The following is a 25,218-nucleotide window of genomic DNA, read 5'->3' on the forward strand; positions in this document are numbered from 1 at the left end:
TTAGTAAACAAGGGGGCAAGTTTAAATGGCAAGAATTCGATTAATGGATCAAAAAGAAGACTTTGAAAAGCTAGGTGTTGATCCTAACAAAATTGAAACTTGGGAAGAAGGACGTCGCGATACAGATGATCCTGAACATAACGAAGTTTGGTATTTTGATGCGATTTTTGATCAAGGTGGAAAATATATGGTAGGTTTTCGGCCAAAAAGCCCTCGTGACCTAAAGAAAAAAGGATTTTCACCAAATTTGAATATTATGATCACCACTCCAGATGGGGAAACTAGACAAGATTTTCTTAATTACCCTATTGAAGAATCACATATTGGCACTGAAAAGGCTGATTTAAAGTTTGGTCCTCATACGATGACAGGTGATTTTAAATCTTATGATATTCATGTTGAACCAGTCAATGGTGTTGGTTGTGATCTGCATTATGAAGCATTGGTGGAGCCCTTCCGGCAAAGTGGGAGTGCGGTAATTGCTCTAGGAGACAATGATGAATATTATTATACAGATTTGAATGTTCCCAAGAGTAAAGTAACGGGTACTTTAATTTATGACGGTCAAGAGCATCAGGTTAGTGGTTTAGGATATCATGACCATCAATGGATGAATATAAATCCGATGAAAGCCTGGCATCATTGGTTATGGGGACATCTTTATACCGATAAATATACCGTCATGATTTATGACTTTGTTGGGCAAAAGGAATATGATTATCAACGCGTACCGTTCTTTGGGGTTCAAGATAATGAAACTGGTAAAGTCATTTATATGACGGATGGTAATGTTAAATTAGATTCCGAAGTTCAAACTAATTCAACTGGTAAAGCCTTTCCGAAGGTAAGTCACTATACTTTCCAAAACAAAGATGATAGTAAAAAAGTTGAATTTACTGTCAAATGGGATCAAGAAATTGAAACCCGTGACATGTATCATAATGCTAAAATTGCGCAAAAATTAGTCTTTAAGGCAATGAAAATTGAACCTGTTTATATGCGTTATTTTGCTCATGGAACGCTAAAGATTACTGATGGTGACGAGGTTGATGAAACTTCTGGAGAAATGATTTACGAATATAATTATATGGGAAAACCGGACCCTCTTGCTGATGTGTAAATAGCAACGTTTGAATTATAGACATAAATCCTTATGTTATAAAGAAATAATAAAATGCGTTATTGATTGCTGAAAGTCGTGAGCAAGAGTTATGAAATTCATAAAAGATGATAACCGTTGGTGTGCTCCTGGTTGGCAATGGTTGATTATCGTAATCAGTGGTGTCTATGTTGTGTCTAGTATTATCAGGTAAAAGGACAACCTAAATTTTTGGCTTATCCTTCTAGGAGTGTTAAGTGTCAGCGTTTAGAGCGTTGGCGCTTTTCTTTTGGGCGTTGCGTTGTCTTGTAAGTAAAATAATACTTGATAAAAGACCTCACAACACTAGCAAAGCAAATAATTAGAACAACTTACTTGCCAGCCCTCAATATTAGCCACCACCTTTTAAAGCCAGTTTAGCATAATAGAGGGGACTTTTTGGCTCCCTCATATCAGTTTTAAACACAAAATAGACTATAACCTATATACTTGTTAGTGAAAGGGTGGTTAGGGTTATGACTTCAAGACAGGAACGGGCAGAAAAAAAGCAACGAAATAAAACAATGACAATTATTATAACTTTGGTTATTGTATTGATATTATTGGTTGGTGGAGTTGGCTGGGGTGTATCACACCAATTAAATAAAGACGATAAAATCGAGCCATCTAAATCATCAAGTAGCATTTCAGCAACAACCAGTGTTATCTCAGAAAGTGAAAGTACAAGCTCAGCAGTTGATAGCGAAAGCAGTTCAGTAGATACCGAGAGTTCTGTGGATAGTTCAGAAGATACTGATAGTTCTGTTACACAACATGAAACTGATATGTTAGGACGACGGCAAATGATTGTATGGGCGATTGATAAGGCTATGTACTATGACGGAGATGAAGACGTACCAGCATTAGATCATATCGTTGAAATACCTAACGGCTTCACTATATATTATGAAAATGGCGACGAATACAACGTACGTGACACAGGTTTCCAAAGGAATTTAGCACCAGAGTATAACTTTGGAGAAAATCACGGCTGGGAAATCTACCATGACCATGCAGCGGCTACTGTTCTAAAAGTACCGCAGGATGTAGGTGGTGTTGTAATACCAACGGTGGAAGATTTAGAGCAGTATGGTATAAGATGATATCCCTATAGTTATAGACTAGACACTAGCATTTATTTGCTGGTGTTTTTTGTTTAGACACTCATGACTGAAATGAATGTAGGTGGTGGACGAATGCCGCATAATCTCAATCGAGTAGCTGAAATAACCATTATCCATATGGAGAACGACCTACAGTTAAAACTATATGATTATCAAAAAGAGATTATAGAAACCGCCTTATCTTTCATACCTGACAATGTTATCCGAGTAGTTAAAGACTACTATGGTAATAAAAATGGTTGGGTAGTGGTATCTATGAATGGGTGTGTAGATGAATGCACCGCTAGGACATGGCGAGATAACTTCAAAGATGAAGCTGTTAAATGGTATATCATTTAAGGGCAAAATAAAAACGCTATTCACATCCATGAATAGCGACATATTTGTTCGGTAGGTAGTTCCGATTATTTAATTCAAGAGATACACCTGAAACCATTTTTCTATGGACTTTAATGGAATTAAACGGCTATTCTTTGTGTATCTTTGGTGTAATTAACATTGTTAAAAAGGGGTTTAACCTTGATACAACAGTATTTGTAAAACCTACTATGGAGCCGAGGTGCATTTGGTCCATCAACTTAAAGTTTGACAAAACGCTATAAATGCCTTTACGTTAGGGTTTATATCTATTATCTGAGTTTGCTATTTCCTGAATTTAACCATATATTCCCGAGTTTTCCTAAAATATTTGGCACCAAATTTGGCACTAGATTTATAGTTGCGAAAGAAGTGAAACTGACTTTTGTTCCTCGTTGGTTCTAGTTTTTTCTAACAAATGAGTATATATATCTAGCGTCATTGTGATAGAAGAGTGGCCTAGTCTTTCAGAAACGTATTTCACATCAACACCATTTGAAAGTAGCCAGCTAGCATGAGTGTGCCTAAGACCATGAAAGGTTATTCTTTTAGGCGATTTTATTTTGATTAGTACCTTCTGTAATTTTTTATTGGCAGCATTGCTCGTTTGTGGTAGACCTGTTTCATTGTTGCAGAAAATGAACTCATTATTGTTATGAATAGGCGACCATGCTTTTAGATCAATTATTAAATTATCAGGAACGCTAACTACACGATTAGATGATTTATTTTTGGTTTCTTTTACTTTGCGTGCTACCTGGTCCCACGCCTTGTTAATTGAAATAGAGTTGTTGGTTAGGTCTCCCCAAGTTAAAGCAGCCACTTCCTCATACCTTGCGCCAGTATTTAATGCCATTATGATCATCATGTCGCTAACGCTCCGTTCGAACACGGGGATACTGGTTAAGTATGTAATCAATGCTTTCATCTGAGCCTCTTCTAAAAACTTCAGTTCTTTATTTCTGCCGTCCTTACCAGTGTATGTGAGACCAATAGTAGGGTCGCTTGAAATTAAATTGTCGTATAGAGCGCTTTTAATGGATTGCACCATGTAAGTCTTTATTTTTTTGACAGTGCTGAATGCATAATCTTTAGCTAGTTCGTTAAGAAAACGCTGTAATATCGGACGGCTCAATTTATCTAACGTTATGTTGCTTAATCTTTTTGAGTAAACATGCTGAGCAAACCTGTACCACCGTTGTTGTGCGTCGCTAGAATCTATTTTGTATAACTCGTACCATGATTTAAAGTAATCAGGGAACGCCTGTTTACTATCGACTATAAATGTACCACTAACTTTATCGGCTTCCTGCAATTTAATCCATGCTTTGGCGGCACTGGAAGTTTTGAAGCCACCTTTACTTTTCTTTTTATATTTGCCGTCAACCTTATAGGATATTCGGGCTAAGTATTTCGATCCACGTTTTACGACTTCGGACATTAATTTAAACCTAACCTTTCATGTAAAAAATATAGATAGTTTATCGACATACCTAGGTCGTGGTATACTAGATACGTTAAATAAGAGCGCATAAAACCCGCTTTGTTAATATTGAGATACACGTACACGAAGATTGGGATGTCGGGGTGTGCGTGTTTTTTTGTGTCTATCTTTGATAGATAGCAGCATTATCTTTAACCTTAACAGGTTTTAAGTAGACCGCATGACCTTTCATGTCAGGCGATCCTTTTGCGTCTTTAACGGTTTTATATCCTTGAACCTTGGCTGTTACATGAACCGTATCAGGGTCTTCACGCAAATCGTCGTTCACGGTTTTTGTTTTCTTGATCCACCCCTGAGTAGCAGCAGGCACATCTGTGCTTTTTGCAATCATATAAATAGGGGAAACAGCGTCTGTAAACATTGCACCTTTATCGTCACCAATAACTAGGGACATATTAACCTTATTCTTATAGTGATCATATTTGCGAATGCTTGTTAGAAGTCCGTCAAATTCTATGAACTTACCTTTGTACTTCTTAGCAAACTTTTTCGCTGATAAATCATCATATACACTGGCATCCAGTTTGATTGGATTACTTTTTTTCTTACCTTGTGTAGCAGCGGATACCGTACCTGATGTACCAGTAGATAAGCTAATAGAGTCAGCGACTCCTGTGGCTATTAGGCCAGTAGACAATACGATAGCGGTTGTTTTGATAATTCTATTCATTGTTTCATACTCCCCAATTACAAAACTTTTTCTGCAAGTAGACGTTGCACATCTGCCAAAGCTTCGCCTTTTTTAAACTGTAAAACTTCTGATGGTTCGACTTGGCCAGATATCCAAATCTTAATTTCGCCATCCAAGTCGAAGTGGCCAGCTGTCTCAGTAGCGAACTTAGCAATTGTCCGATAGATGATTGACTTATACTCAACCTTAGTAGCAGTTAGTCCTTGTTTATCAACAATTATTAGTCGTTTATCAGTAAATATAACTAAGTCCCTAACTAACTTATATGAGTGTTCAATTACTTCATCTGGAATAAGTAACGGTTCAATTTCGGAACGCACACTATCATTTGATACTTTAGTAGCGTTGCCCATCATTCCGTCTAGTAGTCCCATTATTCAAACTCCCTAAAGCTTTTAACGTGGATCATTATTGCACGTGTCTTAATCATATATTAAATCTTTGACTAAAGGTTCAAACCAGCTTGGCAATCCAAAGTCTGCCATAAAGTTAGACCAGTTTCTGTATTCGTTGGGTGTGTCTATATATATTAGTCGAGAAATGATACGAATAGCTCGTTCGTTGGTTTCTCGCTCCTCTTTGTTCTTAATGTAAGGGGAGAATGTATATAGATATGACGGCTTGGAAAATTCAATGTGGCTAATCTCATGGGCCAATCTAAAGGCAACGCTGATACTAGACTCATAGTTATGGTTAATATTGATAAGTCGTCTATTGCAGAAAGCTACATCAGGATCCGTACTGCTTCCTGCCACTTCCGTTATTGTGATGTCAGACCTTTTGGCGGCATACAACAAACGGTCGAGTAACTCTTCGTGCATATATTATTCTCCGTTATCCATAGTCCTAAGCATAGCTAGTAATGCTTTCTTATAATCTTCCGACAAGGGCTGGCCGTTAAACATTGCCATACCTTCATCTGATAATACTTTATCCAAGTCCACAGGTTCCTCTGTGGGCTTTTTTTCGTCTGTATTGCCTAGTAGGTAATCAACTGATACGCCAAGCACGTCAGCGACTTTTTGAAGGGTGTCGTGCTTTGGAATAATACCATCAGGGTATGTTTTACTGGGCTTCCAGGTATATATGGATTTCTCTCCAATACCTGACTGTCTTGATACTTCAGAAAGGGAATAACCCTTTGCCTTTGCAATTTTTTTAATCCTATCAAATAGTGTCATTTCTCTACCTCATAGGCACACCAAAAATAAAAGTATCGAAAAAGTACCGTTTTTGTTGACGTGGTATCGTATAAGTACTATTATAGTTGCTGTACCAAGTTGTTGTACAAAGTAATAAATAATATACCCGAATAAAACAAGCTGGCAGGCGGTTTATATAAGGATATAGATTTCTTCTTTATGTGCGTAATTATAGTACTAAAAAAGTATTAAATCAACTATGTTAAACAACCTGATAACACATAAATAATACGGAGGTGCGCAAATATGGCGGACAAAAGGGATTGGCGAGAAAAACTTATCAAAGCAGATTTAACACAGGAAAAGGTTGGTGAGTTTATTGGGTTAGATAAAGGAAGAATGTCAGCGCTAGTTAAAAAAATGATTATTGGAGAAGGTAAAACAGCATCTGAACTTGATCGTAAACGTTGGCAACGAGCATTAGATTTTATCAACTTAAAGCAACGTGAGTTTAGCGAGGGGAAATAGCATGGAAAACAATGTACAAGTATTTGACGGATTAAAAGTAAAAGAAGTAAACGGGCAGCTAATGTTCGATGCAGAAACAGCAGCGATCGGAATGGGGATAGTTTCGACAGCTAAAGGATATACCAATGTTAGATGGTCCCGACTTAATGAGTATCTAAATTCTGCCAAAACTGGCAGAAAAATTTCAAAAGGCGATTTCATCACAGAATCGCAACTTTACAAATTGGCGATCAAGGCAAACAACCCAGTAGCAGATAAATTCCAGAATTGGATAACAGAAGAGGTAGTACCAAGTATTCGTAAAACAGGCAGTTATGGACAACCAAAAACTCCACGAGAAGTAATTAAAACCTTGCTTTTAGGAAACGAAGAAGTTAATCAGCGTATCGACGGCCTAACAGGCGAAGTAGACAACTTGAAAAAGAACTTCGGCATGCCAGAAGAGTTGGCTACACAAATTAAAGACAAGTTGAATAGTACGGTACGTATCCACCTAGGCTATCCAGAGTCTAGCGCATACAAAGATGCCAGTATTCGGGGTAAGGCATACAGCCGAGCATGGGGAGATTTAAAACAATACTTCGGGGTTGCCAAATACAGAAACATCCCAGCTGAACGCTTTGATGAAGCAATGACGTACGCAACACAATGGCTGCCAGATACAAACCTACGGCTGCAAATTAACGAAATAAACAATCAAACGGAATTGGAGGTATAGATATGTCGAGAAAAAAGCCAGAAATTCCATTGGAACAGCGTTTTTGGGTAGATACACCAACAGCAGCAGCTTTGCTAGGGTACGGCGAAGGAAAATTCCAAGAAATCAGAGAAGACCCCAGCTTTGTAATGGCAGGAGTTGAACGGAGAGACGGCAGATTTGCACAAGAGTTATTAAAGCAATGGGCTAACGGAGAGATATAGGAGATTGAGTATGTTGGCAGAATTTTTAATGTTTATTCAGCTATTGGGTATGGCGGTATTGGCAGCGATTCTGCCAACGATAGTCGTACTATTCGTAATCTACTTTGGATACCAGTACAGATATGAATTACTCGATATCTTACAAGCTATTCTACGGATCATTTGCTGGGTAATTATTTATTTAGTAGACGGTAAAGATAAAGCAGACGATATCAAAGTAAGAAAGCTATAAGCGAAATAAACGGGTGGCCGTCGACACAGACTGATATGTGAAAAATAGAGATTTTACACGGGTCCATATAACGCATTTCAGTCGGTGTGGGCGGTCACCAGAAAGGATAAAAAATGATTGAACATTGTATTGGTTCAACTGGTATTGCGAAATTGCATATCAAGTTTGTAAACAGAAAAGACTTAATTCTCAGGGTAGAAAAGGAACGGGTAAATGGAAATATCCAACGTGTTAATTGAACACATTAGTTTCGTTAGGGTACTAGCGATTGCAGGCATCATTGGCATGACAGACAAGGAACTAGCTGATGAACTAGGCACAGAAAAGGACACGGTTAGAATGTTCAGAAGTTTTAGAACGAGCATATTAGTCGCACCTTGGATGGCAATGAACATCAATAATTTTCTATACAAAAATAGCCATCTACTCAAAGGACTGAGTGATGGCATAGCAAATTTAGATTATTTGATTGGTAGAGAGGACCAGTAAATATGAGATTAAAAGAATTGCGTAAAACGAAAGGATTAACACAAACGCAAGTAGCTGATGAGCTAAACATGCCACAGAACACACTTTCACAATATGAAAATGAGAATCGCAAGCCTAGCAAATTAGCCCTTAAAGCGTTAGCTGATTATTATGACGTATCAATCGACTATCTAGTTGAAAGGGGCAACCAAAAATGAGACTAAAAGAGCTACGTAAAGCTAAAGGACTTCAGCCACAAGAAGCAGCAAAGAAATTGGGGATAAAACAACAAACTTATCAAAGATACGAGTTAGGCACTCGTGAGCCACGCATAGATGTGCTAATTAAACTGGCTGATTACTATGACGTATCGGTTGATTACTTAATTGAACACAAAAAAACGCCTAATCATAGCAGTGATCAGACATTGGGTAATTAAATTTAGAAGCTCAATTACCCTCTAAGAATAACACGGGGAGACAAAATATGCCAAATGACAGGATAGATCCACCAGAAGATGAATTGCCCTGGGGATACACGATATACGGCGAAGAGATAGAACTAGGCGAACTAGATATTCGAGAAATTGAACCAGGAAGATATTTAAATCCTGAGGAATTCGAACGCTATATCAAAGATAACAGCACATCAGTTAATACGGAGGAACGACAATGAATAAAACAATAGAATGGCGACCAACGCCAGAGCTAAACGAAGACTTAGTAAAAATGCAGGCACAGCTAGTGCAACCAGAAAAAACAAAGAAAGGACACTTTGGACCATATGCAGCGTTAGATGATATAGACCGTGCTATACGATCAGCCATTAAGGCCGCAGAAGTACCACTAAGTTATTCCCAATCAACAATTGCTGATTTGACTGCAAATGGGAAGGTCGTACTACAAGTTGTCACGGATATAATTCACGCATCAGGGGAAACACTACACATTGAGGGAATGCCATATGAGCAAGGGACCACGCTTAATCAAACAATGGCTAATCTAACGTATGCCAAGCGTGGAAGCCTGTCGGCAGCATTTGGAGTAGTAGCTGATGACGACGATGACGGCCAAGCAATCACAGCATTGAAGCAAGAGCAGCTAAAACAAGAGGAAGTTCGTAAAGCGATTATTGCCAGACTAAAGGAAAAACTGAAAGAAGCGCCAAAGGAAAAGTTACCACAAATATTTGCAACAGCAAGTATGACGGAGAAAAACAATAATACTACTGACTTAGATAAATTATCTGCCAATAGAGCTTCGCTAATATCTGGAGCTGCAATATTCGCAATAAACGACGCAGGTATTAAGTAATGGATTTATGGGGACGAATAACAGCCATCAAAGGTAATCAAATAGCGATAAGTCTTGAGAGCCGTGAAGAGCTGGCAAGCTTGTCCCTATTTACAACTGAAGAGCAGCCACAGGTAGTAGTTAGCGTGCAGGACGAACGACACATTAGTAAAGTACAACGTAAGAAAGCTTATGCGGTCATTGGCGAAATTGCAGACTATACAGGATATATTCCACAGGAAGCCAAAGAGTGGATGAAGTTTTTATTCACTATGGAAACAGGTAATCCATATTTCAGCTTTGCTGATACGGATATGACGACGGCCAGAGAGTTCATCTCATTCCTACTAGAATACGCATTGAAATACCATATACCAATGCGACATAGCGCACTGACATATCAAGATGATTTAGACAGGTATATGTATCAATCACTTAAGTATCGGTCATGCGTTATATGCGGCAAACATGCAGATGTGCATCACATAAGCACTATTGGAATGGGAAACAATCGGGAATTAGTCGACCACCGTAACAAGCATTTAATCGCTTTGTGTCGTGAACACCACCAACTAGCACACCAATTAGGCTGGCAAACATTCAAAAAGAAATATCACGTCAAAGGGATAATTTTAGATCCACAAATGTTAAATCAACTGGGAATAATGACCTACAAACGAATGGAGGAAATAGATGATAAACACCGTCGTAGCAACTGGCAGACTAACTAAAGATATGGAGTTGAAATACACCACGTCAGGTACAGCCGTAGCCAGCGCAACATTAGCAGTTGAACGCTCATTTACGAATAGTAATGGTGAACGTGAAAGCGACTTTATCAATTTTGTTATTTGGCGCAAGAGTGCTGAAAATATGGCAAATATGACAGCTAAAGGATCGTTAGTTGGCATCGAGGGACGACTACAAACTCGTAGCTATGATAATCAGCAGGGGCAAAAAGTATTTGTTACTGAAGTTGTCGTTAAAAATTTCTCGCTATTAGAAAGCAAAGAGGTTACTGACCAACGTAAGCAAGGTACATCAAACAATTTCAACAATAATCAAGGGAATAATAATCAGGGAAATTTCAACCAAGGGAACAATTTTAATCAAGGTAACCAAGGTGTGTTCCAACAACCACAACAGTCACAACAACGACCCCAACCTAAGCAACAACAAACTGGTTTCTCACCTAAACAAATGTATGGCAACAATCAGAACTTTGAGGATCAATTACCGTTTTAGGAGGCAATATGGCAGATAAAAGATATTTTTGGTTAAAACTCCCTGAAAACTTTTTTGGAAGAAAAGAAATTAAAGCGTTAAGGAAAATTGCTGGCGGTGACACATACACGGTTATTTACCTGAAAATGTTGCTCAAAAGTTTACAAACCGATGGAAAACTATATTTCGAGGGAGTGTCAAGTAATTTCATTGAAGAAATTGCTTTAGACATTGATGAAGATTATGAAAACGTACAAGTCACTGTTAATTATCTGCATAGCAAAGGGCTTTTGGTAGATAGTGGCACAGATGAAGTCGAGTTAGTATCTATGAAAAATATGGTTGGTTCCGAAAGTTCATCCACCGAACGTAAGCGCAGGCAACGTGAAAGAGAACGCCAATTAATTAGTTCAACTAATAACAACCGTGACAATGTCACATCTAGGTCACGGTTGGGTCACGTAGAGAAAGAGATAGATATAGATATAGAGAAAGAGATAGAGACAGAGGGAGAACAAGAGACAGAAAATACTCAGTCGTCTGTCGTCACTCCTGCCAAAACTCAACTTTTAAATACATTACAAGCTAATGGCATCTTTATCAGCCCTAATTCAATCGCTTTTGATAACTTGATTGCTTTTCATGAACAAGATGGCATGGAGATAGAAGTAATACTCAAAGCAGTCGAAGTAGCAAGTGCATCAGGTAAAAACAGCGTTAACTATATCAACGGCATTTTGAATAATAAGCTAACCAACAACATTAAGACACTTGAACAGTATGAAAAAAGTGAGCAGGTTTGGCAGAGTAACCAATCTAATCGTCAAGCAGAAAGTGATTTAACGCCCGAACAAGCTAAGTGGTTAGCTGACAGGCAAAGAAAGCGTGAGCGACATGCCAACAATTAATGACTGGGTACATCAATTAAAAAAGCGTGGCCTTGATCCGATTGTTTTGAGTGATGAACAACGAGCTGAGAAAGAAAAACAGGATGCAGTTAAATTCACACAACAATGGCAAGCACAAGACCGCAAGAAATACATTAATGCCAGTTTGTGGGGAGAAGAGACAGCTAGAACATTTCACTTTAGTGATTGGCTCCCTGAAAAACAACCCAATGAGCAAAAAGCTAAAGAAGTCGGTAATCAAGCCTATCGGATAATGCGCCAACTATCAGAAAAGCCATTTAATGTATTTTTGAATGGCGAAGCTGGCACAGGTAAGACTTCACTAGCTTTAGCAATCATGGACGGACTAGGTAGTGATTACACAAACATGTTTGTGTCTGTAATTGAATGGCGAGATAAAACTTACCAATCATTTCATGACGATAAGTTACAGCAGCAACTATCTGTAATTGAAAAATATATGCGAGATGTTGATGTCCTGATACTTGATGATTTTGGTAAGGAAACACAAAAGGAAGCCAAGGAAAAAGTGGCAAGTATGCTGTTTCGATTGGCTGATGCCCGAAAAGGTAAAACAACGATCATTACATCAAACGACAATGAATTGGCTTTGACGAAAAAGTATGACATGGCAACGTTATCTAGGCTAATACCTAGTAATCCTGATCATGTTATTGATATGGATGACATGGAAGATGTGAGGGAGGTTTAGTTTGGAAGAAGATTTAGGGAAAGGACTATTTGAATTACAGTTTCATGCTTTTGGCGAAGAGCGCTATTGGGGGCCTTATCCATTGGAACATGCAGTTGAAGCACGAGTGTGGCTGGCAGGGATCTATGAAATGCCTGTTAACGACATCAAAATTGTGCAGGTAGCGTAATGGAAAAACTGATTATTCCACTAGATGATTTCGTTATCCCTATGAAACGACAAGGGAAAATGAGACAGGTAAAAATGACCCTGAACAATTGGATCATGATACATGGCATGAATGCTGGACGAATTATTGCCAACAAACGCAAGCACCAAATACAGGCAAAAATCATCCCCAGAGTGGACCAGGCAATAGTTGATGGTCTAGAACCAATCGACAAACGGACCAAGTTTCACTTTGAGTGGTACTTTCCTGACCGACGCACAGACCTAGACAACTGGACGTTTACACACAAGTTCATATTTGACGCTTTTCAGGCCAGTTCAGTGCAAGGCAGGGTATTTATGCCTAACGACAACTTAAAGTACGTGGTGGCCACGTATGACGATTTTATGGGGGTCGACAAAGCCAATCCACGAGTAGAAATAGAATGGGGGAGTGATGATGAATAAAAAAGAACGTCATTATGCTGAATTCGCTAAATTATACAAGCAAGGTATGCGGATGAAAGATATTTCCAAAAAAGTCGGGATAAGCGTGGGGAGACTTAGTAGTGCTGAACTATACTGGCAGATATCATATCGAAAATGGCATTGCAGACAATAAGCGAGTTAACGCACGAAAAATTGATACTGATGAAATGATGCGATTAATTCATATTCTCGATCAGAGATATCATGTTGGTGATTATATTGACGGGGGTTCAGATTAGATTCACTGATGATGTGATACCTGACAGTGACCCGCAGATGATTGAACTTAGACAAGTGGTTAACGGTAACCAGTAATGGATAGGAGCAAAAAAATGAAATTATCACTAGATGAAACAAATATTATTAATGCATACCGTGACGGAGCATACGTGGATGTTGTCTTTCATAAATGTTCATCTTACGAGGATGCCAGTGACAAACTAACAAAAAATGGCTTTGGGACTTTTGAAAAAAAGGCATTCGAAGATGGAAACGTTATGCTGTACACGGATTTGATGCCAACTAATCGTATTGAAGCACACTCATTTTATGAGACTGAATACAATCACAATGGCAACGAGTAAACAAAAGAGAAAATATGCTGAATGTTGTGGCTATCTCAGCTGGATAGAAATGGTACATGATCAAAAACTGACCACGCTGGAAATCCACCGTTTAGAAGCGATGATTGAAAAAGAAAGCAACGTTTAAGTTAAATAGCCATTAATTGGCTTGTAAGGAGTTTTAGGGTTAGGGCGGGCATTTATCTAAAAGCAAATAAAACACGCCGCACAATCGAAATTAGGCGGCAAATATAGCGAGATAGGGGGGCAGCGTAATGAAAGTATATGAGAGACCAGATTATGAGGAAAAATATGCCAAATTCAAGGTGTTATACCAACAAGGAAAATCAATGGATTATATATCGCTGGCAATTGACGTGCATAAACGTTGGTTAGGCGGACCATACTTTAAAAAAAGGCTGGCTAAAGAAATCGGAAAAAATAAGATGTTTGAGAATGTGGATAGGGTGGAACGACATAACCGAAATAAAGATAAAATTAACCGCATTATGGAACTAGTGCATGGTCTTGAGGCTGACTATGGCGATGATTATGAATCGTTTGATGGAGACCCAAGGTTGGACGAATGTCACAGACTCACAGAATTGAGGCCTAAATGATTATTTTTATTAGTTTAGCGATTGCCGCAGTCACAATTTTTTATATAGCGATGAGACCAGACGACATTGTTGGTTGGGCTTTATGGCTAATAATGGTAGTAGGTCTGGTGGGAGTTGTCGCACTGTTGGGATTTATTTGTTCATCACGTGCATCAACGAATACGACCAGTTATTACGGAGACAGATACGATACGACAATCACAAATCACAACCGTTATTGGTATTTTGACAAGGATCATAAATTTACAAGTAAGAAAACAGTGCTGGTATACGACAGACAAGCACATAAAATACTAGAAAAGGGGAGGATGGGCGAATGAGTATTCCAAAATACGTGGTATTTAACACGAACAAGCTAGATAGGCATAACAGAGCGTTACCGACAGACCAAGGGGACGATTTAAACGAGTTGTTGAATGCCTATCACGGCAAGGCATACCAAATTATGAAAGTTAGAACGATAACAGATCGGGAGGAATGGTAGATTATGAGTAACTTCATAATACTGGTATTTTTTCTGATGCTAGTAGCACTAGTTTTGGCAGGGTACTTGATGGCATGAGAAAATACTATTATTTTCGAACGGACATTGAACATTGGCTGCAGGAAACGTACGACATGCAAGGCAACGTCCATTGGAAACAAACCGCAAACATTAAGATGGCATATCGCACAGATGATTTGGGGTTATACAGAAAACTATTAAAAGAACAAATGAAAGAGTACTTTTACTGGGTAGAGACTAGAGACCAATATCAAAATAAAGTATAGTTAAAAAACTGCATTCAAAAGTTGAATAGCATATCAAAATGATTATTGGTATAATGACGTGTTTAGCTTAGTGCAAGGAGATGATTTTTTGAAAAAGAGTGAACTACTAAAACCCCTGTTTAAATATCCAGGTGGAAAGAGTGCAGAATACAAGTATTTAAAAAATTTTTTTCCAAAGTTTACTAATTATGTGGAGCCATTTCTAGGTGGAGGGGCTGTCTATTGGGCAACTGAAGCTGATAGATGGACAGTGAATGATTATTCGAATGAATTAATGTCAATATATGTTTATACAAAAGAGCAAGATGAAGTCTTTTTAAATTATGTTCATGATATTGCCTATATTTGGGAAAATAAAAATGTGTTTGCGCACAAGGTAGAAAATATATTAAAAGAATCACTATTGCTTGGTGAGCTAGTTCCCGTAAAGATAGATGAGCCAATATATGATGATATTGAATGGCTGAAAGACAGAAATACTATTCTGAATAACGAAATAATTAAGAGTATTGAAAGAAAAATAAAGTCTTTACGAAGAGTCTCGGTCAATAGCCAAATTAAAAACCTAGACGATAATGCATTAGGCGTATTGGGGTCAGCTATTTATACTGATTTACGAACTATCTATAATGCGACTGCCTTTTCTGTTAGTCCACGACTAAAAACGGCATTATATTTATATCTAAGGGAATATGCGTATTCTTCAATGTTTAGGTACAATGCTTCAGGAGAGTTTAACGTACCGTTCGGCGGAAACACATACGCTAAGAAAAAATTCTTATATCGTTACCAACAAATTACTAGTGAGCCAGTAGTTAATAAGTTAAAACATACAGATCTATTGGTGGGTGACTTTTCTAAGTCTATGCCTGATAATAAAGATACGTTTATATTTCTTGATCCACCGTATGATTCAGAGTTTAGTACGTATAATTTACATGTCTTTGATGCTATGGAGCAAAAGAGGTTACATGATTTATTGATAAAAATAAAAGATGCCAAGTGGCTAATGGTCATAAAGGCCACTCCATTTATAGAAGATCTATATAGTGACGAATCTTTATTTTTGAATAAATTTAACAAAAACTATTCAGTGAATTTTAAAAATCGGAACGATCAAGATGTAGAACATTTGCTTATTACTAACTACAGCTTGGGGGAATAAAAATGGCAACGTCAGAGGAAGAAATAAAAAAAGGAGTTAGTCTGTTACTAGAGCAGTATGGACAGCTGACTACGGCTGAGGTAAAACAAAAGTTAGATACTGTTATGAATTTTGATGATGAAGATATGGAACCGTCTGGGAGTAGAAATGAGCCGTTAATTACTCAAAGGATTGGCAATATAGTGTCACATCAAAAAAAACAGGTTGAAACGTATTATAATGTTTATCAAGTTGACAAATCAGGGAGCAATGCTGTTTGGAGTATTTTAACGGGACTAAACTCGCAATCAACCTTACGACCTATCAGTCATGATGAGTTAAAAAAGAGAAGAACCAAGCGCGAACAGTTTACACCAAGAAAGATAGACTGGACTAGCTTGAACGATAGTCGGGATTTACTTGGCCAGGCTGGAGAAGAATATGCAATGCGATATGAGACTGGTAGAGTCTCAAAGTTTGCAATGAATGATTTAGACCGTATTATTCATCTAAGTATTTTACAAGGAGATGGTGCTGGGTTTGACATACTATCTTTGAATGATGACGGATCGTCTAGGTATATCGAAGTTAAAACAACTCGTAATAATCTAGATACACCATTCTATATGACCGAGAATGAACGCAGCTTTTTTGATATACATCAACAAGACGATAATCTATTCATATATCGAATCTATAACTTTGATAAGGATACAAACAGTGGAGAAATAGAAGTTATATCTGCAAAGGAACTTTTTGAACGTTTTGATTTTGATGCAACTACATATAGAGTAAGCAGAAAAATATAATAGATAAGACGAGCTCACTGATTAAATATCGGTGAGCTTTTTAATTAACTGGATTGTCCTGAGCGTAAACGGTATGATGTGTCACACAGTAAAGGACACACATGTATCAAGAATAAAAAGGGGCTATTGATATGGACGAGGAATTCTTAGATTTAGACGTATTGTTAGAGAGTGACGAATTTAAAGCAGAAATGGCAAAGGCCGATTTCTCCACTTTATCTCTTCATGTAAACAACCGCAAAGCATTATTTGAAGGTATGACACTGGACGATTTGTACGGTATTTAAAAATAATACTCTTGGCACCTTAACCACTTGGGCTGGGGTGCTTTTTTGTGTTTGAAATTAGTGAAATTTACCCCCGTGAGTGGCTGGAAACGTTGGTGTAATCAGGTAAAATAGTATTAGGGGGTGTTTGATATGGCAGATAGATTGGACGACTTACTACATGACTATTTTACTGGAAAACTAAACGTGGATATTAATATCCGCAAGCTAGAATTACAGTTTAATAGTAACCGCACCCCAGACGAAAATGTCGGTGGGGGACGGAAACAGAATGATTTTAATTATCCTGTAGAAAACAGAATGATCCGTGAACAAAACGATGAATATTTGCAGGCCATGTTGTATCAGAAAACAGTTATTGAGATGATGTTAGAAGTAACGATCGAAAGCCGCAAACGAATTCTTAAAGCTAGATATGGCCAAGGGAAAAGTTGGGTTGAGATTGGGTTAGATGAACACGTTGATGAACGGACGGTCCGAGAATGGCGAGATGATTTTAAATCAGGTCTAGGACATTGGTTAGCTTCATCAGTAGAAACCACCACCCGTTTTTGCTCCTGAATGCCCCCGAAAAAGCATAAAAAATAGCCCATAATAGGTACTGTGGAACACTTTTAAAAAAGCAGTGTATTGAGTTCCTTTTTACTTGAGAGTAAACCCCTATTTGGTTCCACTTAGACTGGTCAGTACGTGAATGCTGTCAGTCTTACTAGTCGCAATGAGCATCGGAAGCTCGCCTGTACCATACGCAGGAGGTTGTTGGTTCAACTCCAACTGCGGCAATTAAGCGGAAACGCTGTTTTTTATATAAATGCTTATTAGAGGTGCTGAAATGGATATTAAACAAATGCCGATTGCGGACGTCACGCCGTACGACAAGAACCCAAGAAACAATGACAAAGCAGTAGAGAGTACAGCCAATTCTATTAAGGAGTTTGGCTGGCAGCAACCTATCGTGGTGGATAAGAATAATATCATTATTGTTGGTCACACCCGATTAAAGGCTGCTGAAAAATTAAACCTAGATACAGTGCCAGTAGTAGTTGCTGATAACTTATCAGATGAGCAGGTTAAAGCTTACCGATTAGCTGATAACAAGACTGGCGAACTCGCTGACTGGGACATGGCTCTGTTAAGCGAAGAGTTAGAAGGTATCGCAGAGTTAGACATGAGCAACTTCGGATTCGAACCAGTAGAAGATGAAGCAGAAGTGATCGACGACGATTTCGAACAAGAACTGCCAGAGGAACCTACATCAAAGTTCGGCCAAATCTATCAGTTAGGTAACCACCGACTAATGGTTGGCGATAGTACCGATACAAAACAAGTATCTGCGCTTATGGGCGGACAAGAAGCCGACTTGCTATTAACGGACCCACCATACAATGTAGCATTGGGAATGGGTGGATCAGTTGATGAAGCTAGAAAACGTCACAGAAGGACTGATGGACTGGTTATCATGAACGACAAAATGGAGGACTCTAAATTTAGAGAGTTCCTCGTTTCTGTCTACACAGCAGCGAAAAATAATATGAAAGCTGGTGCATCATTCTATATTTGGCACGCTGATTCAGAACGGTTTAACTTTGAGGGTGCAGCAAAGGATGTTGGCTGGCAAGTACGTGAAACCTTGATTTGGAATAAAAACTCAATAACACTTGGTCGCCAAGACTATCAGTGGAAACATGAGCCATGTCTTTATGGTTGGAATGAGGGTGGATCACACGCATGGTATTCAGACCGTAAACAGAGTACTGTACTTAACTTTGATAGGCCCACAGCCAGCAAGTTACACCCAACCATGAAGCCAGTGCCGTTATTTGATTACCAAATTAAAAACAGCACAAAACAAGGGGATGCAGTATTAGACCTTTTTGGTGGATCAGGTACAACGATGATTGCCTGTGAACAAGACGGCCGTCACGCATACTTAATGGAATTAGACCCCAAGTACGCAGACGTGATTATCAATCGCTGGGAAGAGTTTACTGGCAAGAAAGCTGAATTAATACAAGAATAATGAATGGTTGTCGCAGGAGACAGGAACATAAACGTTTCTGCCTTTTTTAGTCGTTAAACAAGGAGGTGGCGTAATGGCTGTCGGGCAATATCAAAAATGGTTAGAGCCTGAAAATCTCGCCTTATTACGTGGCTGGAAAATGAAAGGTTTAACCGACGAACAGGTAGCCGAAAAAATAGGCATTAACCCAAGAACGTTAGAGAAGTGGAAATCCCAACATAGGCAGATTGGGCAGTCTTTAAAAGTAGGTAAGGAACAAGCCAACTATGCTATTGAAAACAAACTGTTTGAGAAAGCACAAAAGGGTAATATTACCGCCATGATTTTTTGGTTAAAGAATAATTACCGTGAGAAATACACGGACAGTACTTTAACATCAGAGGAGCGCCAAGCTAACGTACAGAAAACACGTAAGTTGAAAGCTGAAGCTGACTTAGCCGAAGCACGAGCTAAGGAATTTATAGAGGACACTAGTGACTACAACGAAGTCCAGCTGGTGTTTACAGATAGAACAAAGAAAGGACAAGATGATGCAGATTAACGTTGCTGATTTAAGTAACCCACATTTTGATTATTTGTTCTTTAATTCAGAGTATTCTAATTTTGTTCTGAAAGGTGGTCGAGCTTCTACCAAGTCGTCGGCTATATCAATTAAAGTTGTGACTGATTTCCTGGCAGATAAGCAGGCAAACGTTGCAGTGTTTCGTAAGATAGGGAATACCCTAGCTGGTTCTGTTTATGAGCAAATTAAGTGGGCTATCTTTATGTTAGGTTTCGAGAATAGATTTCGTTACTTGCGCTCGCCATTAAAGATTATTGATAGAGTAACAGGCAGCGGATTTTATTTCTTTGGCGTTGATGATCCAATGAAACAGAAGTCACAGAAAATAGCTAAGGGCTATGTAAGCGCCATGTGGTTCGAAGAGTTGGCTGAGTATGATAGCTGGGAAGAGGTCGACACAGTGCGTTTAACGTATACACGTGCGAAGTTACCTGGCAACAAGCAGGTCGTTACGTATTACTCTTATAACCCACCTAGAAACCCTTATGATTGGGTAAACCAGTGGGCAGAGGAACGTAAGACTATTCCTGGTTGGTTAGTTGACCATTCCACATACCTAGATGATGAGATGGAGTTCTTATCTGAACAATACGTTAATGAAATTGAACAGGCTAAGATTAACGACCCAGACTATTATCGCTGGCAGTTCTTAGGCGAGGCAGTTGGACTAGGAACTAACGTGTATAACATGGATATGTTCCACCCATTGCAAGAAATACCTAATAACGATCCAATTACTCAAGTGGCTTATGCACTAGATAGTGGGCATGCGCAATCGGCTACTACCGTATTGTTAGTGGGTATCACGGCTAAAAATAAAGCTATCTTATTAGATACGTTTTACTACTCGCCAGCAGGGCAAGCAGTTAAGTTGGCACCAAGCGAGCTATCAGTGAAGATACATGATTTTATTAATAATCAAACTGACAAACCTTGGGGTAGATTGCCTATTGTTAAACGCACGATTGATAGTGCTGAAGCTGCCTTACGTAATCAATACTTCAAAGACTATCGTATTGGTTGGCACCCAGTCGCTAAGAAAAAGAATACAACCATGATTGACAGTGTCTATTCGCTAGTAGCGAGTGGGCGCTTTTATTATTTGGATAATGAGAACAATCAAGTATTCGTTGAACAGCACCGGAATTATCGTTGGGACGAAAAAACAGTGGAAACTGACGAACCTAAGGTAATTAAGGTGGACGATCACACGGTCGATGCATTTAAGTATTTCGTATTAGATAATGCACGGCTGTTAGGACTAAAGATATAAGGAGTGAACCATGAAATTAGTTGATTCCGTTTTAAATTTTTTTCGCAGAGGAGGCGCTAAGATGGGCGTTACTAATACACTAACCAACATCACTGACCACCCACGAATTGGCGTGCCAGAGTCGGAATATGACCGCATTCGTGAGAACTTACAGTACTTTGAGGGTAAGTTTAAAGACGTGGCATACCGCAATACATACGGCGAGATTAGGCACCGACCATATACGTCTCTTAACATGGCGCAAGTATTAGTTAGGCGTATGGCTTCGTTATTGGTTAATGAACAAATGACCTTTACGATTGATAAGAATACAGCCGCTGATGATTACGTGCATGACATTTTTTCAAAGAATGACTTCATTAAGAACTTTGAACGATACTTAGAGTCTGGACTAGCGTTAGGTGGCTTGGCTATGCGCCCTTATGTAGACGGTGACGAAGTTAAGATTGCTTATGTACAAGCACCCGTGTTCTTTCCGCTACAATCAAATGCTAATGATATTTCAGAAGCAGCGATTGCAACAAAAACAACCACAGTTGAAGGACAAGATACGGTTTACTGGACGTTGCTAGAGTTTCATTCATGGGACGGCGATAAATACGTAATTGATAATGAGTTGTATCGCTCAATGGATGAGAATGCCGTTGGTGTACGACAAACATTATCAGCCAATGAAATTTATGCCGACTTAGCAGAGCATGCAGAGCTAGATAACTTTACTCGCCCATTGTTCGTCTATCTAAAGCCATTTGGTTTCAACAACCGTAATATTACTTCACCACTTGGACTATCTATCTTTGATAATGCACGCAGCACCTTGCGACAAATCAACGATACCTATGACCAGTTCCATTGGGAGGTGAAGATGGGACAAAGAAGAGTCATGGTTCCTGAAAGCTTAACTAAGATGGTTAATGAACGTGGTGAATTTGTTCAATTCTTTGATACTGATCAGAATGTTTATGTTGGTTTGAATGGTGACATGGATGATAGTACAATTACCGATTTGTCAACGGATATTCGAGCAGACCAATTCATTCAGTCAATTAATCAGTTTATCAGTACGTTAGAAATGCAGACTGGTTTATCAGCAGGCACATTCTCATTTGATGCCGCTAATGGGTTAAAGACAGCGACTGAAGTAGTATCTGAGAACTCTATGACCTATCAAACACGTAACTCACACTTGAATAACGTTGAACGTGCGTTACAGGAGTTAGTAGTCACTATCTTAGAGTTAGCAACCGCCGAGGGACTATACCACGGTGACATCCCAAAGATTGGCGATATCCAGTTTAACTTTGATGATGGCGTATTCACTGATAAGAATGTGCAACTGACTTACTACACGCAAGCAGTATCAGCAGGCCTGATTTCAAAGAAACGTGCCATTATGAAAATACTTGATGTACAAGAGAATGAAGCGTTGGATATACTACAGGAGATTGCTGATGAGTCTGAACCTGTACCTAGCGCTTTAGACCAAGATATTTATAACGACTCATCTGGTGATGAATAATGGCTAAAGTAAATGATGACCAAATGCTTTTAGGTGCTTCAGTAGTTGGTGACATTTACAGCAATATGGCGCAAGAGTTATTTATTCGTATGATTAAACGAATTAAGCAGCGTGGTGTTGCTGATTTAAAAGATAACCCTTACTTGTGGCAACTAGAAAAGCTAAACGATATGCACATGCTCAATGAAGAGAACATTGCGTATGTTGCTAAGCAGACAGGCGTTGCTCGTGAGTTGATTGATGAGATTATCCAAAACGAAGGCTTGAAGGTCTATCAGGATACTGCTGAGCAAATTGTGGCAGATACTGATGCAACCACACCAAGTTACAACAGCGTACAAGAAACGTTATCTAACTATGCGAAACAGACGTTCCTAGATATTGACAATCTAGTCAACCAAACGCTATTGACCACTAATTTGGGCAAAAACCCAGTTATGCAGGTCTATCAAAAGATAGTTGAACAATCAGTCGCAGAAGTAACAACAGGGCTTAAATCGCCTGATAAGGCGGTCTCTGATACGGTCATGAAATGGATAGACAAAGGTATTCCATCTGGTTTTATTGATAAAGGTGGGCATACATGGTCCATTGAACGATATGCAGATACTGTGATGACATCTACAACTTATCGTGTATACAACGAAATGCGCACAAGTGCTGCTGAAGAACTTGGTGTAGATACCTTTATAATGAGTTCCCATGCAGCTTCACGTCCTGCCTGTGCGCCTATACAAGGGCATGTTGTTACGAAACAGAGAAACGGTTTTGAAAGCAATGAAGCAGGCGTTGGTTATGTAGCGTCATTATATGATCACGGCTATGGAGAACCCGATGGGACGGGAGGTATTAATTGCCACCACACATTAACCCCTTTTATTATTGGTGTTAATAAGGTGCCTGATACTAAAATACCCGAGCCGAAACAAGCGATTGCTAACGGCAAGAAACAGGCTAGTCAGCGCTCGTATGAACGTGGTATTCGTGATGCCAAGTATAAGTTAGAAGCCGCTAAACAATTGGGTGACGATAAACTAACCCAGCATTACCAATCGCTATTAGGCAAGCGACGCTTAGGAATACGCAAGCTATTAGATAATAACGAGTTTTTACACCGTGACTATTCTAGGGAGCGGATATATAAGAACCAAAAATTATTAGATGTTTACAAACTAAAAATGCAACGCAAAACAAAGAATTGACCTGAATACGTCATTAAACTGTTCTTTTTTCATGCAATAAATCTGTGCGAGAGCTGGCTCGCTCATCAACAGCTTAGGAGGATGTATGAATACCGAAACGCTACAAGGTATTGGTTTAAACGATGAACAAATTCGCTCAGTTATGGCCGAATATGGGAAAGAAATTAACCCATTGAAGCAGGCACAAGCTAACGCAGAGCAGGAACGTGACTCATTAAAGTCTCAACTTGAAGATGTTAATGGGCAACTTTCTGAAGCGCAAAAGAACAGCAAGAAAGGGAGTGAATTACAAGGCCAGCTCAAGGACTTACAAAAGCAATTTGACGATTCTAAAGCCAAAGCCGAAGAGCAATTACAAGCAACTAAGAAAGATTACGAGATTGCGGCTGCGTTAAGTAAAGCTGGAGCTAAGAACGATAAGGCTGTTAAGGCGTTGTTAGATACCGAAAAGGTAAACTTTGACGATGATGGCAAGCTTATTGGCTTATCAGAGCAACTTGAAGCAGTTAAACAGGACAATGATTTCTTATTTGCTGATGAAAACGAGAGTAATACAAAGCCAACGATTACATCTAAAGGGAATCCAAACCCTGATGGTGGTAATGGTAACAAGGCATTAGCTGATTACTCATATCAAGAGTTGGTGGCCTTAAAGACCGATAACCCAACTCAATATCAAACATTAGTTGAAGGAGATAAATAATGTCAGTTACAAAATTAGAAAATATGATTGACCCCGAAGTAATGGGGGCTATGATCCAAGCAGAATTACCACAAGCATTGAAGTTCACTGGTATCGCACAACTGGATACGACACTACAAGGTCGCCCAGGAGACGAGATTACCGTACCTTCATACAAGTACATCGGTGATGCCGTTGATGTGGCTGAAGGTACCGCAATTGATTACGACTTGCTAGAAACGACAACTCGTAAGATTGGTATTAAGAAAGCTGCAAAGGGTGTTGAATTAACTGATGAGTCTGTTCTATCAGGTTATGGAGATCCAGTAGGTGAAGCACAACGACAAGTCCGCATGGCACTTGCTTCAAAGATTGACAATGATGTATTAGCAGCTGCATTAGAAGCACCATTGACACTTGCTAACGCAGACATTGATATGGACTTGATTGATAAGATTGAAGCTACTTTCGTGGATGCTCCTGATGCCATTGAGGGACAGACAACTGACCAAATGGGTACTTTGTTCTTATCTTATAAGGATGCAGCTAAGCTACGTAAAGCAGCAGCTGATAACTGGACTCGTGCCTCACAATTGGGTGACAACATTCTAGTGTCTGGTGCCTTTGGTGAGTTGTTAGGCTGGGAAATCGTGCGTTCTAAGAAGGTAGAAGATGGACAATTCGTTGCTGTTAAGCCAGGCGCTCTAAAGATTTACTTAAAGCGTGAGCTATTGGCTGAGTCTGCACGTGATATTGACCACAAGCAAACGAAGTTCAATGCTGACCAACATTATGGTGTCGCAATTGATAATGACGCATTGATCGTACGTTCTGCAGATGCACCGAGTAAGTCCGAAGGCGAGTAAAATAACGACCACGCCTACGACTG

Annotated in this window: 40 protein-coding genes; 35 read left to right on the forward strand and 5 right to left on the reverse strand. The window is 39.1% G+C overall.

Translation table 11 applies throughout. The features are described from left to right. Positions 1–25 precede the first annotated feature (25 nt). The 3 genes from FOL01_RS02295 (at position 26) to FOL01_RS02305 (ending at position 2,601) form a co-directional block, all read left to right on the forward strand. The gene (locus tag FOL01_RS02295; RefSeq protein ID WP_075269118.1) at positions 26–1,120 is read left to right on the forward strand and encodes a DUF7065 domain-containing protein; all 1,095 of its coding nucleotides are present in this window, start codon (positions 26–28) and stop codon (positions 1,118–1,120) included. Between the two features lie 494 nt (positions 1,121–1,614). Beyond that, the gene (locus FOL01_RS02300; protein WP_075269119.1) at positions 1,615–2,241 is read left to right on the forward strand and encodes a hypothetical protein; all 627 of its coding nucleotides are present in this window, start codon (positions 1,615–1,617) and stop codon (positions 2,239–2,241) included. A 63-nt stretch (positions 2,242–2,304) separates the two neighbouring features. Further along, the gene (locus FOL01_RS02305) at positions 2,305–2,601 is read left to right on the forward strand and encodes a DUF722 domain-containing protein (protein ID WP_156834967.1); all 297 of its coding nucleotides are present in this window, start codon (positions 2,305–2,307) and stop codon (positions 2,599–2,601) included. A gap of 373 nt (positions 2,602–2,974) precedes the next feature. Here the strand turns inward: FOL01_RS02305 and FOL01_RS02310 are convergent, their stop codons facing one another. From FOL01_RS02310 to FOL01_RS02330, 5 genes are all read right to left on the reverse strand, one after another. Then, entirely contained in the window at positions 2,975–4,060 is a 1,086-nt protein-coding gene (locus FOL01_RS02310) for a tyrosine-type recombinase/integrase (RefSeq protein WP_075269121.1), read from the reverse strand. A gap of 166 nt (positions 4,061–4,226) precedes the next feature. Further along, on the reverse strand, positions 4,227–4,793 hold the full coding sequence (locus tag FOL01_RS02315) for a DUF4839 domain-containing protein (protein ID WP_075269122.1): 567 nt from the start codon (positions 4,791–4,793) through the stop codon (positions 4,227–4,229). A 17-nt stretch (positions 4,794–4,810) separates the two neighbouring features. Further along, a complete protein-coding gene (locus FOL01_RS02320; protein WP_075269123.1) occupies positions 4,811–5,188 on the reverse strand; it encodes a PH domain-containing protein in 378 nt (125 codons plus the stop codon). Between the two features lie 48 nt (positions 5,189–5,236). Continuing rightward, positions 5,237–5,635: an ImmA/IrrE family metallo-endopeptidase gene (locus FOL01_RS02325; RefSeq protein WP_075269124.1), complete on the reverse strand. Its 399-nt coding sequence runs from the start codon at positions 5,633–5,635 to the stop codon at positions 5,237–5,239. Positions 5,636–5,638: 3 nt separating this feature from the next. Next, positions 5,639–5,995 (reverse strand): helix-turn-helix domain-containing protein, encoded by a 357-nt coding sequence (locus FOL01_RS02330; RefSeq protein WP_075269125.1) that lies wholly within the window; start codon positions 5,993–5,995, stop codon positions 5,639–5,641. 267 nt (positions 5,996–6,262) lie between these two features. Here FOL01_RS02330 and FOL01_RS02335 point away from each other — a divergent pair, with 267 nt between their 5' ends. From FOL01_RS02335 to FOL01_RS02465, 32 genes are all read left to right on the forward strand, one after another. Beyond that, positions 6,263–6,484: a hypothetical protein gene (locus FOL01_RS02335; RefSeq protein ID WP_075269126.1), complete on the forward strand. Its 222-nt coding sequence runs from the start codon at positions 6,263–6,265 to the stop codon at positions 6,482–6,484. A gap of 1 nt (position 6,485) precedes the next feature. Continuing rightward, positions 6,486–7,202 carry an ORF6C domain-containing protein gene (locus FOL01_RS11180; protein ID WP_075269127.1) on the forward strand — a complete coding sequence of 239 codons (717 nt, stop codon included), beginning with the start codon at positions 6,486–6,488 and terminating at the stop codon, positions 7,200–7,202. A 2-nt stretch (positions 7,203–7,204) separates the two neighbouring features. Next, positions 7,205–7,405 carry a hypothetical protein gene (locus FOL01_RS02345; RefSeq protein WP_075269128.1) on the forward strand — a complete coding sequence of 67 codons (201 nt, stop codon included), beginning with the start codon at positions 7,205–7,207 and terminating at the stop codon, positions 7,403–7,405. A 4-nt stretch (positions 7,406–7,409) separates the two neighbouring features. Further along, on the forward strand, positions 7,410–7,637 hold the full coding sequence (locus FOL01_RS02350; RefSeq protein WP_156834968.1) for a hypothetical protein: 228 nt from the start codon (positions 7,410–7,412) through the stop codon (positions 7,635–7,637). Positions 7,638–7,850: 213 nt separating this feature from the next. Then, the gene (locus FOL01_RS02355) at positions 7,851–8,126 is read left to right on the forward strand and encodes a hypothetical protein (protein WP_075269130.1); all 276 of its coding nucleotides are present in this window, start codon (positions 7,851–7,853) and stop codon (positions 8,124–8,126) included. Positions 8,127–8,128: 2 nt separating this feature from the next. Further along, positions 8,129–8,323 carry a type II toxin-antitoxin system RelB family anti-toxin gene (locus FOL01_RS02360; protein WP_075269131.1) on the forward strand — a complete coding sequence of 65 codons (195 nt, stop codon included), beginning with the start codon at positions 8,129–8,131 and terminating at the stop codon, positions 8,321–8,323. Next, positions 8,320–8,544 carry a helix-turn-helix domain-containing protein gene (locus tag FOL01_RS02365; protein WP_075269132.1) on the forward strand — a complete coding sequence of 75 codons (225 nt, stop codon included), beginning with the start codon at positions 8,320–8,322 and terminating at the stop codon, positions 8,542–8,544. The genes FOL01_RS02360 and FOL01_RS02365 overlap by 4 nt, the downstream gene beginning before the upstream one ends. A gap of 47 nt (positions 8,545–8,591) precedes the next feature. Continuing rightward, on the forward strand, positions 8,592–8,780 hold the full coding sequence (locus FOL01_RS02370) for a hypothetical protein (RefSeq protein WP_075269133.1): 189 nt from the start codon (positions 8,592–8,594) through the stop codon (positions 8,778–8,780). After that, on the forward strand, positions 8,777–9,418 hold the full coding sequence (locus FOL01_RS02375) for an ERF family protein (RefSeq protein WP_075269134.1): 642 nt from the start codon (positions 8,777–8,779) through the stop codon (positions 9,416–9,418). The genes FOL01_RS02370 and FOL01_RS02375 overlap by 4 nt, the downstream gene beginning before the upstream one ends. Continuing rightward, the gene (locus FOL01_RS02380; protein WP_075269135.1) at positions 9,418–10,128 is read left to right on the forward strand and encodes a putative HNHc nuclease; all 711 of its coding nucleotides are present in this window, start codon (positions 9,418–9,420) and stop codon (positions 10,126–10,128) included. The genes FOL01_RS02375 and FOL01_RS02380 overlap by 1 nt, the downstream gene beginning before the upstream one ends. Then, entirely contained in the window at positions 10,091–10,642 is a 552-nt protein-coding gene (gene ssb, locus FOL01_RS02385) for a single-stranded DNA-binding protein (protein WP_075269136.1), read from the forward strand. Before FOL01_RS02380 ends, ssb begins: the two co-directional genes overlap by 38 nt. 8 nt (positions 10,643–10,650) lie before the next feature. Next, positions 10,651–11,529: a putative phage replisome organizer gene (locus FOL01_RS02390; protein WP_075269137.1), complete on the forward strand. Its 879-nt coding sequence runs from the start codon at positions 10,651–10,653 to the stop codon at positions 11,527–11,529. Beyond that, positions 11,516–12,241 carry an ATP-binding protein gene (locus FOL01_RS02395; protein WP_075269138.1) on the forward strand — a complete coding sequence of 242 codons (726 nt, stop codon included), beginning with the start codon at positions 11,516–11,518 and terminating at the stop codon, positions 12,239–12,241. Before FOL01_RS02390 ends, FOL01_RS02395 begins: the two co-directional genes overlap by 14 nt. A 1-nt stretch (position 12,242) precedes the next feature. After that, a complete protein-coding gene (locus FOL01_RS10970) occupies positions 12,243–12,410 on the forward strand; it encodes a hypothetical protein (RefSeq protein ID WP_156834969.1) in 168 nt (55 codons plus the stop codon). Beyond that, a complete protein-coding gene (locus FOL01_RS02400; protein ID WP_083603409.1) occupies positions 12,410–12,856 on the forward strand; it encodes a hypothetical protein in 447 nt (148 codons plus the stop codon). Before FOL01_RS10970 ends, FOL01_RS02400 begins: the two co-directional genes overlap by 1 nt. Positions 12,857–12,957: 101 nt before the next feature. Continuing rightward, positions 12,958–13,116, forward strand: a complete 159-nt coding sequence (locus FOL01_RS10975; RefSeq protein WP_156834971.1) for a hypothetical protein — start codon at positions 12,958–12,960, stop codon at positions 13,114–13,116. Positions 13,117–13,209: 93 nt separating this feature from the next. Continuing rightward, entirely contained in the window at positions 13,210–13,461 is a 252-nt protein-coding gene (locus tag FOL01_RS02405; protein WP_075269139.1) for a hypothetical protein, read from the forward strand. Then, positions 13,448–13,588 carry a hypothetical protein gene (locus FOL01_RS10980; RefSeq protein WP_156834972.1) on the forward strand — a complete coding sequence of 47 codons (141 nt, stop codon included), beginning with the start codon at positions 13,448–13,450 and terminating at the stop codon, positions 13,586–13,588. The genes FOL01_RS02405 and FOL01_RS10980 overlap by 14 nt, the downstream gene beginning before the upstream one ends. Positions 13,589–13,715: 127 nt before the next feature. After that, complete coding sequence (locus FOL01_RS02410) at positions 13,716–14,060, forward strand: hypothetical protein (RefSeq protein WP_075269140.1); 345 nt, start codon at positions 13,716–13,718, stop codon at positions 14,058–14,060. Next, positions 14,057–14,380 (forward strand): hypothetical protein, encoded by a 324-nt coding sequence (locus FOL01_RS02415; RefSeq protein WP_075269141.1) that lies wholly within the window; start codon positions 14,057–14,059, stop codon positions 14,378–14,380. Before FOL01_RS02410 ends, FOL01_RS02415 begins: the two co-directional genes overlap by 4 nt. Before the next feature lie 238 nt (positions 14,381–14,618). Beyond that, entirely contained in the window at positions 14,619–14,831 is a 213-nt protein-coding gene (locus FOL01_RS10985) for a hypothetical protein (protein ID WP_156834974.1), read from the forward strand. Between the two features lie 88 nt (positions 14,832–14,919). Beyond that, entirely contained in the window at positions 14,920–15,996 is a 1,077-nt protein-coding gene (locus tag FOL01_RS02420) for a DNA adenine methylase (RefSeq protein WP_075269142.1), read from the forward strand. Between the two features lie 2 nt (positions 15,997–15,998). Continuing rightward, complete coding sequence (locus FOL01_RS02425) at positions 15,999–16,784, forward strand: protein NO VEIN domain-containing protein (protein ID WP_075269143.1); 786 nt, start codon at positions 15,999–16,001, stop codon at positions 16,782–16,784. Between the two features lie 131 nt (positions 16,785–16,915). Continuing rightward, positions 16,916–17,071, forward strand: a complete 156-nt coding sequence (locus tag FOL01_RS10990) for a hypothetical protein (protein ID WP_156834975.1) — start codon at positions 16,916–16,918, stop codon at positions 17,069–17,071. Positions 17,072–17,203: 132 nt separating this feature from the next. Further along, positions 17,204–17,632, forward strand: coding sequence for a DUF722 domain-containing protein (locus FOL01_RS02430; protein WP_075269144.1), 429 nt, complete (start codon positions 17,204–17,206; stop codon positions 17,630–17,632). A gap of 271 nt (positions 17,633–17,903) precedes the next feature. Further along, the gene (locus FOL01_RS02435) at positions 17,904–19,091 is read left to right on the forward strand and encodes a DNA modification methylase (protein ID WP_075269145.1); all 1,188 of its coding nucleotides are present in this window, start codon (positions 17,904–17,906) and stop codon (positions 19,089–19,091) included. A 73-nt stretch (positions 19,092–19,164) separates the two neighbouring features. After that, the gene (locus FOL01_RS02440; protein WP_075269146.1) at positions 19,165–19,632 is read left to right on the forward strand and encodes a hypothetical protein; all 468 of its coding nucleotides are present in this window, start codon (positions 19,165–19,167) and stop codon (positions 19,630–19,632) included. Beyond that, on the forward strand, positions 19,619–20,926 hold the full coding sequence (locus tag FOL01_RS02445; RefSeq protein WP_075269147.1) for a PBSX family phage terminase large subunit: 1,308 nt from the start codon (positions 19,619–19,621) through the stop codon (positions 20,924–20,926). The genes FOL01_RS02440 and FOL01_RS02445 overlap by 14 nt, the downstream gene beginning before the upstream one ends. 61 nt (positions 20,927–20,987) lie before the next feature. After that, positions 20,988–22,445, forward strand: coding sequence for a phage portal protein (locus FOL01_RS02450; protein ID WP_083603410.1), 1,458 nt, complete (start codon positions 20,988–20,990; stop codon positions 22,443–22,445). Further along, positions 22,445–23,647, forward strand: a complete 1,203-nt coding sequence (locus FOL01_RS02455) for a phage minor capsid protein (RefSeq protein WP_075269149.1) — start codon at positions 22,445–22,447, stop codon at positions 23,645–23,647. The genes FOL01_RS02450 and FOL01_RS02455 overlap by 1 nt, the downstream gene beginning before the upstream one ends. 85 nt (positions 23,648–23,732) lie before the next feature. Next, positions 23,733–24,350 (forward strand): phage scaffolding protein, encoded by a 618-nt coding sequence (locus FOL01_RS02460; protein WP_075269150.1) that lies wholly within the window; start codon positions 23,733–23,735, stop codon positions 24,348–24,350. Next, positions 24,350–25,195: a N4-gp56 family major capsid protein gene (locus FOL01_RS02465; protein ID WP_075269151.1), complete on the forward strand. Its 846-nt coding sequence runs from the start codon at positions 24,350–24,352 to the stop codon at positions 25,193–25,195. The genes FOL01_RS02460 and FOL01_RS02465 overlap by 1 nt, the downstream gene beginning before the upstream one ends. The last annotated feature ends 23 nt before the right edge of the window (positions 25,196–25,218 follow it).

The sequence above is a fragment of the Weissella thailandensis genome (genome assembly GCF_001932615.1).
Classification (GTDB): domain Bacteria; phylum Bacillota; class Bacilli; order Lactobacillales; family Lactobacillaceae; genus Weissella; species Weissella thailandensis.